Origin of the sequence: Microcoleus sp. CAWBG27 (assembly GCF_020883145.1) — a bacterium.
Taxonomy (GTDB): domain Bacteria; phylum Cyanobacteriota; class Cyanobacteriia; order Cyanobacteriales; family Microcoleaceae; genus Microcoleus.
In genome coordinates this window covers 68890-81883 of the sequence record NZ_JAHREU010000029.1, presented here as the reverse complement: position 1 = coordinate 81883, position 12994 = coordinate 68890, and the positions used below count along the sequence as shown (strand labels likewise).

8 protein-coding genes and 1 pseudogene are annotated in these 12994 nt (G+C 45.9%); 4 read left to right on the top strand and 5 right to left on the bottom strand.

Annotated elements, in window-relative coordinates:
* Positions 1-95 (top strand): annotated as a pseudogene (locus QZ938_RS17485) (IS5/IS1182 family transposase); the annotation flags it as partial.
* Here the strand turns inward: QZ938_RS17485 and QZ938_RS17480 are convergent.
* The 3 genes from QZ938_RS17480 to QZ938_RS17470 all read right to left on the bottom strand — a co-directional run bounded on the left by QZ938_RS17480 (position 92) and on the right by QZ938_RS17470 (position 3581).
* Positions 92-472: an NTPase (NACHT family) gene (locus QZ938_RS17480; protein ID WP_293356106.1), complete on the bottom strand. Its 381-nt coding sequence runs from the start codon at positions 470-472 to the stop codon at positions 92-94. The pseudogene QZ938_RS17485 and the gene QZ938_RS17480 sit on opposite strands and share 4 nt — an antisense overlap.
* A 288-nt stretch (positions 473-760) precedes the next feature.
* A complete protein-coding gene (locus QZ938_RS17475) occupies positions 761-1756 on the bottom strand; it encodes a pentapeptide repeat-containing protein (protein WP_293356109.1) in 996 nt (331 codons plus the stop codon).
* Between the two features lie 115 nt (positions 1757-1871).
* On the bottom strand, positions 1872-3581 hold the full coding sequence (locus QZ938_RS17470) for a hypothetical protein (RefSeq protein WP_293356112.1): 1710 nt from the start codon (positions 3579-3581) through the stop codon (positions 1872-1874).
* A 211-nt stretch (positions 3582-3792) separates the two neighbouring features.
* On the opposite strand from QZ938_RS17470, the gene QZ938_RS17465 reads away from it, so the two are divergent.
* Positions 3793-5292, top strand: coding sequence for an NAD(P)/FAD-dependent oxidoreductase (locus QZ938_RS17465; RefSeq protein WP_293356115.1), 1500 nt, complete (start codon positions 3793-3795; stop codon positions 5290-5292).
* A gap of 494 nt (positions 5293-5786) precedes the next feature.
* Here the strand turns inward: QZ938_RS17465 and QZ938_RS17460 are convergent, their stop codons facing one another.
* On the bottom strand, positions 5787-6800 hold the full coding sequence (locus QZ938_RS17460; protein ID WP_293356118.1) for a leucine-rich repeat domain-containing protein: 1014 nt from the start codon (positions 6798-6800) through the stop codon (positions 5787-5789).
* Between the two features lie 442 nt (positions 6801-7242).
* On the opposite strand from QZ938_RS17460, the gene QZ938_RS17455 reads away from it, so the two are divergent.
* Complete coding sequence (locus QZ938_RS17455; RefSeq protein ID WP_293356121.1) at positions 7243-7701, top strand: ABA4-like family protein; 459 nt, start codon at positions 7243-7245, stop codon at positions 7699-7701.
* Between the two features lie 449 nt (positions 7702-8150).
* Here QZ938_RS17455 and QZ938_RS17450 read toward each other — a convergent pair whose 3' ends face one another.
* Entirely contained in the window at positions 8151-11069 is a 2919-nt protein-coding gene (locus QZ938_RS17450; RefSeq protein WP_293356125.1) for a GAF domain-containing protein, read from the bottom strand.
* A 357-nt stretch (positions 11070-11426) separates the two neighbouring features.
* Here QZ938_RS17450 and QZ938_RS17445 point away from each other — a divergent pair, with 357 nt between their 5' ends.
* Entirely contained in the window at positions 11427-12590 is a 1164-nt protein-coding gene (locus tag QZ938_RS17445) for a quinone-dependent dihydroorotate dehydrogenase (protein WP_293356128.1), read from the top strand.
* Positions 12591-12994 lie beyond the last annotated feature (404 nt).

Sequence of the window (12994 nt, the reverse complement as noted above, 5' to 3'; positions counted from 1 at the left end):
CGTCGAGATATCGAAATCGAAGAAGACGCTTCGGATTGAGATTTAATTTGATTGCTGGCATTTATAATTATGAACTTTCTTTGAAGACAAATTAGCGCTCGCCTGAGACTTTCGCAAGAGGTCTATTGTACCTCAACTCGACCAACACGGGAATCGGTCGATCGCAATCCTTGAGTGCTTCCCGTGCCAATTCCCACCGAAAACGCTTCAAAACCGTCGATTTTCCCGAACCGGGCTTCCCCACTAACAGCACATTTCCGTCGCGCAGGTATTTACGGATTCCCGCGAGCACTTCCAGGCGCTCTATTTTCGTTTCTGGTTTATTTTTTGGCGTTTCGGGCGATCGATTTTCCGGTGAAATTTCCACCCGCACCTCTACCTGTAAATCTGTCAGCGTGTAGAGATCCGGTTGGCTTTCATAGGACTTAATTAGGGATTGCAGATATTTAGGAAAATCAACTGGTGTCGCCATTTGATTATAGATTTTAGAATATAGATTGATTATAGAATTTCCAGGTATGTAGTTGCGCTTCAGCGCTCTTTCTTTATATAAGCAAAGAGCGCTGAAGCGCAACTACGTACCTAATTGCTGTGGGCGAATTGGGCGATCGAACCAGGTATGTAATTGTGCTTGCGCGCTCTTTATTTATATAAGCAAAGAGCGCTGAAGCGCAACTACGTACCTAATTGCTGTGCTCTTTCATATATAAAGAAATAAAGAGCGCTGAAGCGCAACTACGTACCTAACAATTACCAATTCCTAACCGTGCAATTCTCCATTAGGCATAATCGTGCCGCGGAATTGAGCGCCCGCTAAATTAGCCGTACTCAAATCAGCCCTAATCAAACTTGTGCGGTGTAAAATAGCATCCCGCACATCAGTTCGAGCCAGATAAGCATCAGTCAAATCAGCTTCACTCAAATTCGCCTGATTAAAATTAGCACGACTCAAATCAGCACGCACCAAATTAGCACGACTCAAATCAGCCATCACCAAATTAGCATTACTCAACTTAGCATCAGGAAGAAACGCACCGCGCAAATTAGCACCAGCCAATTCAGCATCAATTAACACAGCTCTTTCCAACTTAGCATTTGTCATCACAGCCCAGGAAAAATTTGTTTCTACCAAAGTTGCTTCAGTTAAAAATGTGCCATCTAAAATAGCTTGGTTCAAATTTGCCTGAGTCAAATTTGCTTCCCGCAGATTTGCTTCAGTCAAATTCGCTTGACTGAGATTAGCTTTAGTCAAATCTGCACCCAGCAAATTGACACCCCGCAAATCTGCACCTTGCAAATTTGCACCCCGTAAATTTACACCCTCAAAAATCCGCTGTTCCTTCCGGAAATTCGCACCGCGCAAGCAAGCACCGCGTAAATCTGCACCTTGCAAATTGACGCCTCGCATATCTGCATCAGTCAAATTTGCATCGATAAAAACTGCCAAAGAAATGTTAGCTTTGCGAAAATCTACACCTTGCAAACTAGCTCCGTGGAAGTCGGAATCAGACAAATTTGCTCCGCTTAAGTTTGCCTGATTTAAGTTAGCACCCGAAAACTTGGCATTAGTTAAATTTGCACGCTGAAGGTTAATTCTGTTCAGGTATGACATCGTTAAGTTGGCACCCCAGAGGTCAGCACTGCTTAAATTGACGCCAATTAAATCTGCACCGCTCAGGTGAACGCCTCTCAGATTCATACCTTGAAAATCAAGTTCTCCTGATGTATATCGCCTTAAAATTTCGCTAGCATTCATGTTGTTTTGTTGTTGATTTTTAGCAAACTCTACTTGCTATTTATAGATCGATGGCAGTTATGGTCTCTTAGAAAGGGATGAAAGTTTTTGGGAACCCAAATTTTAATCTTGGCATTTAATTAGTTTTATTCACAAAATCTTGAGTCCAAGCGACTGTTTTGTTGCCTAATTGCCGCCCGTGAATTTTCACATGAGTCAGAGACTGTGATTTTAAAGTACCCAGTTTTTTGTAAATGTATGTAGCTGTATCCTGTTGGCTTGGGACTTCGGCAGACTCCAGAATGACGTGGAGCCAACCCTCTTTAAATCCCGCTGTGGCAGTAATTCCCCTAGGTTGTAGCAATTGATTGATCAAAATGGCGATCGCCTTTGGTTTGCCTTGTTTTGCCATTTCCACAAGCTGATACTGATTTGGTTTGTGGCTAGAGTTTTGTGGCTCTGTTGCTGAACTATTTTCGGCAATATTCTCCTGGATTTCAGCAGGAGAGAACCCGCTTTCTTTTGACTCAACTTCGCTCAGCATTTCCATTAATTTGTCTGTAAATCCCTGAATTTTTGCTACATAATTTCTCAGACTTTTATATTTCCAATACAAACGCTCTTCGGCACTTTCTGTAGAAAATTTTCCGTTCATAGCAGCTTCTAACTCGCTGAATATTTGTTCTATTTGCGCTGTTGCGGAGTTAGCACTTTGACTGACTAAGCCTTTCATTTCCTCTTCCAATCCCAACTTGCGTTTGATGGAATCGGTAATATTGATAGTAACAGGAGGGGCTGGTTCTACACTTTCGACAATTGTCGGCATTTCTGCAACTTCGACTGTTTCTACCAATTCCTGTCTGACATCAGCAGTGGCATTATTGCTGCTGGTTTTTGAGTCTTTAAACTGTATGCTTTCTACCGGAGCAGGTACTAAGTAACTCTTCTGGGGGTCATAATGATAGTGAGCCGGAGCAGCTTGAATGATCTGAGTAATATCTCCCGGTTCAAAATATTCGTTGCGCCTGTCAACCGGGACAATATCTTCATAAAAACTGTTGTTTAAATGCGTCTGATCGTAGTCTTCGGTAGACGAATCTTCGCTAACCGAATCTTCGGCTATATCGCGTTCTTCCTGTTGCAATTTTGCGTAACAAGGATTCATTGCTTTGATAATCACGCTAGCTGCTTGGTCGCATTCGTCTGTGTTGTCGAGTTTGCCCGCAGTTCCGTACAAATTAGATTCGAGTTCGGCCAGGCTGCCACAGACATTAAATAGTTGTCGCAGCAGCTTGTCAAGTTCTTGGGTTTTAAGCAGCAGCCAATCGCGCTCGCTAAAAGTGAAATCGTGATAAAGAGTAGAAAAAATCAGGATTTTTGCCCTCAGCGGATTGGTTTGCTGTACAATTTTTTGTCGGACATCAAACAAGTTTCCGGCGTCTCTTTCTGGCGACTCCCCTGCGGGCAGTTGCGAATTGAAGTGGTCATCAAATGCAGGTGCTTCGCTACCACCAAAATTAGATATATTTGTTTCTAATTTGGTAAAATCTTGGTATTCGTAAAGCCTGCTCAGTTGGCAGACGATTTTATCTGCCACTAAGGCGTACTCGGTTTTTTTGTTAACCTTGGCAACGATATTGTTTAAAACTGTTTCAATATCTTCTAACCTGCTGTATTTAGCACAGATCTCTTCAATCAACTTTCCTACATCTTCGCTGGCAAGTTTTGCCGGATCGTTTTCCCAACTCTCTTTACAAGCAAAAAATATGATTTTTTTAATGCGCGAAAGATTCAGATCTTGTTCAAGTTCGCGAACAACTTCATCTAAAATAGATAAAGATTGCATAGTTTTTTCCCCCAAAAAATACCCTATTAGTCGATTTTAGATTTTAGATTTTAGATTTTAGATTTTAGATTTACTCTCACATTGAATCAAAGGAACCCGAACAAGAGTGTAAAATCTTAGTATGTCCACGACTTAAGTACGTGGCACAGTACCCGTTTTTGGGCGAGTCAAGAGTCAGCGATAAATAATAAAATCATACCACATTTGATAAATGCAAGACTTTGATGCGATCGTAATTGGCAGCGGTATTGGCGGCTTGGTGGCGGGTGCGATGCTGGCTCGCTACGGCAAAGGGGTACTCGTCTGCGAGAGCCACACCATAGCGGGCGGGGCTGCTCACAGCTTTTCGCGCCGGGGATTTCACTTTGATTCGGGGCCTTCTTTTTATTGCGGTTTGAGTGACGCCCAGTCGCTGAATCCTTTGCGGCAAGTCTTGAATATTTTGGAGGAATCGATCGCAGCTATTGCTTACGATCCCCTGGGGCATTACCATTTTCCTGAGGGAAGTTTGCCAGTTTATGCTGATGCGAGAAATTACTTAGATGCTGTAGCTAAATTCGCACCGCAAGGTGCTATAGAATTGCAGCAATTTCAACAAAATTTATTAGTTTTATATGAAGGTTTGCGGGGAATTCCGGCTTTAGCACTGAGATCCGACTGGCGGTTGATACCTGTGTTGCTGTCTCGCTACTCGCCTGCTTTGCTGAAGCTTTTGCCGTCATTGGGTGCGATCGCCAGTTCGGCTGGTACATTAATGGATAGGGACGTGCAAGATCCTTGGGTGAGGCGTTTGATCGATTTGGAGTGCTTCTTGCTATCGGGCTTGAAAGCGCACGAAACTGTCGCGCCAGAAATCGCTTTTATGATTGGGGAACGATCGCGATCGGCGATCGAGTATCCTGTAGGTGGCAGCGGTGCGATCGTGGATGCCTTAGTTCGAGGCTTGCAGCGCTGGGGTGGAAAGTTGCGATTGGGAACTCCCGTCGAGCAAATATTAGTTGAATCTGGCAAAACTACGGGAGTTCGCTTGAAAAGTGGCGAAACAATCCGCGCCCCAATTGTGATTTCAAATGCCACAGTTTGGGATACTTATACAAAATTACTGCGCCCCGAAGATTTGCCTGCAAGTTATCGAAAAACTGCCTTATCGATGCCCGCAGTAGACAGTTTCATGCACCTGCATTTAGGCATTAAAGCCGAAGGAATCGAAGGCTTGACCGGCCACCACGTCGTCGTTCATGACAGCAAGGTTGACATTACAGTACCCGGAAATACCTGCATGATTTCGATTCCGACTGTGTGGGATGCAACTCTTGCACCGCCCGGACATCACGCGATTCACGCCTATACATTGGAACCTTACGCAGGCTGGGAGTATGGCGGCGGTTATCAGGAAAGGAAACAAGGGCGATCGCAATCTCTGTTCAAAGCTTTAGAAAAAATTATACCGGATTTGCGATCGCGAATAGTCCTGGAGTCGATCGGCACACCGCTAACCCACGCCCGATTTTTGCACCGCTATCAAGGAACCTACGGGCCTGGAATCGCCGCTGGAAAAGGCACATTTCCGGGGCCGCAAACACCAGTCAAAGGCTTATATCGAGTGGGAGACAGCACTATGCCCGGAATCGGGGTTCCCGCCGTCGCAGCATCGGGTATTTTGTGCGCGAATACCCTAGTCAATTCCGATGTGACAGCACAATTTTTGTGAAGCCAGCCGCCACAGGTTCGTAGTAAGGACTTTAGTCCTCCCATAGTTTAGAATAAAACTAAAGTCCTCACTACCAACAGGTTTGTAGTAAGGACTTTAGTCCTCCGATGTTTAGAATAAAACTAAAGTCCGAACGATCGAACACCTTATCCACCAGCGGCAAAAGCGCAGGTTTGTAGTAAGGACTTTAGTCCTCCGAGCGTTTAGAATAGGACTAAAGTCCGAACGATCGAACACCTTATCCACCAGCGGCAAAAGCGCAGGTTTGTAGTAAGGACTTTAGTCCTCCGAGCGTTTAGAATAGGACTAAAGTCCGAACGATCGAACACTTTATCCACCAGCGGCAAAAGCGCCCATAACTGCGATCGACAAAGCCAAACCGGGCAACAACAGCATTCCTAACATCAAAGCATCGTGTCCGCTCATAACTTTCTCCTGATACCGACGTTCGATAGCTTATCACACACACCCAGATTTCGCCACGGCCTTAACAATTAAAACCGACAGATAGATTCAGGAGTCACCGGGCAAATCTTATTTGCGATCGAATTTCCGCGCAAGTCAAGCGTCGTTAGCTTTTGCAAAGATTGTAGCGCACTGATATCGGAGATTTGATTGTTGTACAAGTCGAGGACAAACAAATTATTCAAAGCTTGCACCGCGCTGATATCAGCAATTGGATTATTGAACAAATAAAGTTGAGTCAAATTAGTTAACGCTTTCAGCGGAGTAATATCTGAAATTTGATTGTTGCCGAGGTTCAGTTCAACTAAATTAGTCAAGCCTGCCAAAGGACTAACATCAGATATTTTATTTTCAAACAAAACCAGTTTATTTAATTTAGTCAAAGCTTTCAGCGGAGTTAAGTCAGATATTTGATTCTCGAACAGAAACAACGTAGAGAGATTTTTCAAAGCAGCCAGCGGACTGATATCCGATATTTGATTTTTGTAAAGGTAGAGTGTCTGAAGTTCAGTTAAATTTGACAGCGTAGCGATATCGGAAATTTGATTTTTGTAGAGAATCAGCGCCTTTAAGTTAGTTAAAGCTTTCACGGGACTGATGTCAGAAATTTTGTTGTCAAATAAGACAAGTTCGATAAGATTAGTTAGAGGTGCCAGGGGACTGATGTCTGATATTTGATTGGTATCGAGAACGAGTCTAGTCAGATTTGTGAGAGATGAAAGCGGACTGATATCAGATATTTGATTGACATCTATTATCAGAGTTTTCAGTTTGGTTAAAGATTTCAGGGGAGCGAGGTCAGATATTTGATTGCTACTAAGATTTAGATTGGTAAGTTGAGTGAAAGATGACAGGGGACTGATATCGGTAAGTTGAGCAAGTTTAAGATTTATTTCGGTTGTATTAGCAAGCACTTCGTTAGCTCGATCGCACTCGGTAGTATCTGATATTTGCAATAGTATTTCTACAGTATGTTTGGCGCCGTCAGAGAGATTATCTTTGTACTTGCACCAATCGGAAAAGTTATTATAATTTGTCGTCATAGGTTTTACCTTTTAGTTCTTAAGGTACGTAGTTGCGCTTCAGCGCTCTTATATATATATGAAAGAGCGCTGAAGCGCAACTACATACCTGTTCTTGAGGTACGTTGTTGCGCTTCAGCGCTCTTTGCTTATATATTTATGAAAGAGCGCTGAAGCGCAACTACATACCTATGATTATAATTTGTTGTCATAGGTTTAAGCTATTAGATTTCAATCTTTAAGGTACGTAGTTGCGCTTCAGCGCTCTTTGCTTATAGATATGAAAGAGCGCTGAAGCGCAACTACATACCTGCGTAAATCTTACATTTTCGATACATCTAGCAATTATCTCTAATTTGCGAATCGGATTTTTGCGGATTTTGAGAAATTTTTGCAAAAATTGTGTAAAGTAATCATAACACTATCCTTGATTGCATTCATCTACAGGAGCCAACAGCCGACTATGACGCCAGAACTAATTTTTAATGCAGGCAATTTGTTCGTTTTGCCTTTCTGGGCAATTATGATTTTATTACCCAACTGGGGAATCACCCGCAAAGTGATGAATTCTTTTATTCCGTTTGCTGTGCTCGCCGTCTTGTACATATATTTGTTTGGTAGCAGTCTGACTCCAGAAAATGCGGCTGCTTTGTCCAATCCTAAGTTGGCAGATATTGCTAAGTTTTTGGGGGAGGAAACGGCGGCTGCTACGGGATGGATTCATTTTTTAGTGATGGATTTGTTTGTGGGACGCTGGATTTATTTGGAAGGACAGCGGACGGGTGTTTGGACTGTTCATTCTTTGGCTTTGTGTTTGTTTGCTGGGCCGATGGGATTGCTTTCTCATATTGTAACTGCTTGGATTACTGAAAGATTTTTCCCGAACTCTGAGGTGGTGGAAACTGCTAGTCCTTCGGTTTAAGGAGAGGGTTTTCAATACTTTGGATGTTAATCATCCATTTCTCGATGCAGGTTTTAATCGTGAGGATTTCATTGAATATTTAGGGATGCGGACTGAAGTCCTCACTACGAACCTGAAGAAGGACTGAAGTCTTCACTACGAACCTGAAGAAGGACTGAAGTCCTCACTACGAACCTGAAGAAGGACTGAAGTCCTCACTACGAACCTGAAGAAGGACTGAAGTCCTCACTACGAACCTGGAAAGGACTGAAGTCTTCACTACGAACCTGAAGAAGGACTGAAGTCTTCACTACGAACCTGAAGAAGGACTGAAGTCCTCACTACGAACCTGGAAAGGACTGAAGTCCTCACTACGAACCTGGAAAGGACTGAAGTCCTCACTACGAACCTGGAAAGGACTGAAGTCCTCACTACGAACCTGACCTATCCTTGCTGCTTCCTATAGAATTTTAAGCTGTGGCTAGCGGCAGGACTAAACGGGCGACAATTAACTTATTTTCTAATATTTCTAAGGAAAAGTCTCCCCCCATTAAGCGTACTGCTCGCTGACAAATTAAGAGATTTTGCACGATCGACCTATTTGACGTAACGGCCAATATATCGCCCTGGAAACCGCCGTTGAAGCCGGCAAGTAACTGTCGATCGCACTCGCCACTATCAATCACAGATAATTCTAGCCAATCTTCTCCCAAAAGTTGAGAGCGAATCTCCACCTTGTCACCAACTCCGGAGCGCCTGCAAGCCATCGCCAGCAATTCGCACAGGATCAAATCTAGCTTGATGCCATCCCCGCGAACTCCCAAAGTCTGACCCGCAGGCAGTGACACAGCGGTCTCTCTGTTGACTTCCAGCAAGATTCCCGACTGTTTGACCAGGGAGGCCGTGCGATCGAGCGATCGCCTCAGCCAAGCGCTCACAGGCACCGCATCTTGTCCGAATTGCGGCCGCCACTGTTCCTGTTTCAGCACCAAATGAATTGACCCCAAAGCATTGCCAATTTGCCGCAAAACCTGTTGGTAGCGCAAGGTTTTCAGAGCATCCTTTTGTTCCTTCGCCGATCGCAAAATCGACTGGCTCAACTCTCCCAACTCCTTGACGCCCGCTGCCACAGTCCGGTAAAAATCCTCGAAACGGCGCTGCTTGTACCAGTTGAGCATCTCCAGATCCAATCGCTGCGACTCCTGCGCCGATTGCACTGCCACATACCTGCGCCGCCAAGCCAACTGAGATGCCATCGAACTCAGCAAATTCACCGACAACTCCGACCACTGGCGGCCAGGAGCGTCCGCCACCACCACAATGCCCAGGGGAGCGTGTTCTGGGGCGCTCCGCAGCGCCACTGTCATAATTTCGCCAATTCCTGGACTCCGCAGCCACCGCTTCGTCGCCAGCAGCACTTGGCTCATACTCTGTTGCAGCACGCCTCCTTCAGCCAGGGTTTGTTGGATCAAAGCGTCTGTTTGGACAGGAATCAGCGCCTCGGGATTCAGGGCAAATACGGGATTGGCAGCTACGGCGGCGGAGATTGAAGCAGCCTCGTGGCCGGGATTCCAAGTAATTACTGCCACTAAAGGACAGGCAATTGTCTGGGAAACGTGTTCGGCAAAATGACGATCGAGCTTTTGCAGCGGCAACTCTGGGAACATATTCGGCGAAGCAACAAATTTCTGTTGTGGAGATTGCGGCTCGCCCGAATTCTGCAACAGCGCCAAACCCGATTTGATCGATCGCTCAAATTCCTGATATTTGTCAATTTCCGAACTCTGCTGCCAGGAGTGCAGGATCAATCCTAACTGTTGGCTGACTACTCGAACTAATTCTCGCTCGGATCGCCTCCAAGTGCGAGTTGCACTGTGCCCGACAACCAGCAAACCCTCGATCGATTTTCGATGTTCGATGTTCGATTTTCGACTGGGGTTTTCTCCCTCCGACTGTTTTGCGCGAGTGCTCGATGCCAAAAGCGATCGTACCCCCGCTTCCGCCAGCACTTCCCGCCAAGCGCCCAACCGCCCGTCTTCCTCCCAATTTTCGATCGCCAGAGGTTCCCCGCTTTCTTGCACCAGCCCCACATCAGCCGCATCAAGGGCGTTGAGCGGCGACGGTACTTGTCTGCGGTTGCGGGGCAGATTTTGGGAGACAATTTCAAAGCGATTTTGTTCTTCCCTGTACAACAACAGCAAAAAGTATTCGCATTTGAGCCGAGAGCACAACTGCTCGGCCGTATTTTTCAAAGTCACCTCCCATTCAGCATCGCTGTAGATGGCGCGGGCTATTCCAGCAGTTAAATCTCGATCGAGCTGTGTTTGCTCAATCCTCTCCTCCATTTCCGACAGAGGAGCCGTCAGAGCCACTAATTGCGCCGCTCCCCGCAGGTACTGTTTTTCATTGTCTTGCCAAATCCGCGGCTCGCCAGCTTCCACTGCCAAAAATCCCAACAATTCCCCTTCCAAAACAATCGGCGCCGCCAACAGAGAGCGAGCCCGGATTTGCTGCATCAACCGCCCCGTCAGCTCAGTTTTTAGAGAACTGTGAGATTCACCGATCCAAACTATTTGTTGGGCCGCTAAAGCCTGATAAAATTCGCCCAAGTCTTGCACAGTAATGCCCGAAGCCGGTCGGATCGTACCCAAACCAGGAGCAATTTGGCGGTTGCTGACTCGGCGCCAAAAATAGCGCCGCTCTCGCTCAAACCAATAAACATTAGTGCGCGTCGGCTCAATAAATTCATGGGCTTGTTCGACTACCGCTTGCAAATATTGGTCGAGCGATCGCAATTCCCGCAACTGCGAAATCAGCGCTAACAGAGACTCGTCCGGGCGTTTGACCTGTTGTCGCTGCCAATCTTTTTCTATTTGATAAAGAGCAGTTGCCAGCGCTCCAAATACGATCGCCAACTGCGTTTTTTCTGCCGAATTTGGCGCAGAACCCCACACGTCTGTTCCCAGCAAAATTACGCCGTAGCAGCGGTCTTTGTAGCGCAGTGGAAACAGAGTCGTGCCTTGAATATTGTAAGTCTGAGCCGCTTTGCGCCATTCTCCCGCTCTGTTTTCCGATCGCAAATCCGGGACTCCCACGGGCCGGATCTGAATCACCACTTGTTCCAGCAAATCCCCCGGAGTCAGGGCAAACCGCTGTTTGAGAAAAGACAAGTCACCGTTAGGAGTCATGCCGCCTTTCCCTAACAATCGGTGCGCCTGTCGATCGTACAACCCGATCCAAATCAACCGCCAGTCAAATTCCGCTTGCAAGTAACCGAGTGCCGTCTCCAGCAGCACTTCCACATTCTCCTCTTCTCGGAGAGTCTGGAGCACGCGCTCCAGCCCCGCGATTTGTTCGTCTAAATCCTTCGCTCTTTGCTCCTGCCCCATGTCCCAGATTCCCCACACCTTTGTCCAATTTCAACTTACAAACTTAAAAATTTCAAAATTTAAAATGGAAAAGAATCAACCTATAATATAGTCGTCTAAATTATGCTTCAATCTAAAATGTCGATCCGGTCGATCGCAGTTCAAGTCGAAGTAAAAATCTCACCTTTCCAGAGGAGCAGCTCATTTTTATCAAAAGCATTTTATAGTGCTGTCCCGGCTCGCTTGGTTATAACAGACTCATTCTTCGGGGACAGCACTATCAAAGCAAAACTCAGAGGCTCCCCCTTTCCAGTCTCCTGCTGACTATTTTTATTTCCCTTCTCATTTCTCATTTGTCAATTTCCCCAGGACAAGTCATTGGATATTTATCAATTAGGTGTGCGCCCGCTGTTGTTTTCGGTATTGAAAACCGATGCCGAGTGGCTGCACAACCGCACTCTTCAAGTTCTAGAAATAGCAGCCCGAACCCAGTCTAATCCTGCCACCAGTCAAATGCTCTGGCGATTGCAGAAATCTTTGAGAGTCCAAGATTCTCGCCTCGAACAATCGAAGTGGGGACTGAGCTTTAAAAATCCTGTCGGCTTAGCCGCAGGATTTGATAAAAATGGCGTAGCTGCGGACATTTGGGCAAATTTTGGCTTTGGCTTTGCCGAGCTCGGTACAGTCACCTCCCAAGCCCAGCCCGGAAACCCCCAACCTCGGTTGTTTCGCTTAGAGGCTGACAGTGCAGCCCTCAACCGCATGGGATTTAACAATCAAGGAGCCGCGGCAATGGCAGCCCGGTTTCAGGAAGCACAAAAAAAGTTAAAATTAGACGGCTCGCGCCCCATGCCTGAGTCTCCTTTCCCCTTGGGCATCAATCTAGGTAAATCTAAGGTAACACCGTTAGAGCTGGCCGCAGCCGATTATTTGGAGAGTTTTAAGCTGCTCAAAGATTGGGGCGACTATTTTGTAGTCAACGTTTCCTCTCCGAATACGCCTGGATTGCGATCGCTCCAAGATGCTGCTGGGCTTAGCACAATTTTGGAAACTTTGCAACAAGAAAATCGGGGAATCAAGCCAATTTTAGTCAAGATTGCGCCGGATTTGGAACCAGAGGCGATCGCATCCATCCTCGACTTAGCAAAAACCTACCAACTAGCAGGAATTATCGCCACCAACACCACCATCCGCCGCGACGGACTGAAAACCCAAATCTTGCGAGAAACTGGCAAACCAATCGCCGAAGAAGCGGGCGGAATTAGCGGAATGCCAGTGCAAGAGCGATCGACAGAAGTAATCAGATTTATCTGGCAATATACCAAAGGCGAATTACCAATAATTGGAGTAGGTGGCATTTTCACCGCCGAAGATGCTTGGGAAAAAATTGCCGCAGGTGCGAGTTTAATTCAAGTTTACACAGGTTGGGTTTACGAAGGGCCTTGGATGGTGCGCCGAATTTTAGCAGGCTTGCTGAAAAAGTTAGAAGAAAAAGGATTTAATTCAATTTCCGAAGCCGTTGGTTCGGAAAATATTAAATAGTAGGACATTTTCCAAGGTATGTAGTTGCGCTTCAGCGCTCTTCGCGTATATGTATAAAAAAGCGCAGCTTCCAAGGTATGTAGTTGCGCTTCAGCGCTCTTCGCGTATATGTATAAAAAAGCGCAGCTTCCAAGGTATGTAGTTGCGCTTCAGCGCTCTTCGCGTATATCTATGAAACAGCGCTGATTCCAAGGTATATAGTTGCGCTTCAGCGCTCTTTGCTTATATCTAGGAAAAAGCGATGATTCCAAGGTATGTAGTTGCGCTTCAGCGCTCTTCGCTTATATCTATAAAAGAACGCAAATTCCCAGGTACGTAGTTGCGCTTCAGCGCTCTTCGCTTATATCTATAAAAAAGCGCTGATTCCAAGGTATGTAGTTGCGCTTCAGCGCTCTTCGCTTATA

Coding starts and splice junctions, on each gene's coding strand:
- QZ938_RS17480 (WP_293356106.1), bottom strand. CDS start 472: ATGGCGACACCAGTTGATTTTCCTAAATATCTGCAATCCCTAATTAAG.
- QZ938_RS17475 (WP_293356109.1), bottom strand. CDS start 1,756: ATGAATGCTAGCGAAATTTTAAGGCGATATACATCAGGAGAACTTGAT.
- QZ938_RS17470 (WP_293356112.1), bottom strand. CDS start 3,581: ATGCAATCTTTATCTATTTTAGATGAAGTTGTTCGCGAACTTGAACAA.
- QZ938_RS17465 (WP_293356115.1), top strand. CDS start 3,793: ATGCAAGACTTTGATGCGATCGTAATTGGCAGCGGTATTGGCGGCTTG.
- QZ938_RS17460 (WP_293356118.1), bottom strand. CDS start 6,800: ATGACGACAAATTATAATAACTTTTCCGATTGGTGCAAGTACAAAGAT.
- QZ938_RS17455 (WP_293356121.1), top strand. CDS start 7,243: ATGACGCCAGAACTAATTTTTAATGCAGGCAATTTGTTCGTTTTGCCT.
- QZ938_RS17450 (WP_293356125.1), bottom strand. CDS start 11,069: ATGGGGCAGGAGCAAAGAGCGAAGGATTTAGACGAACAAATCGCGGGG.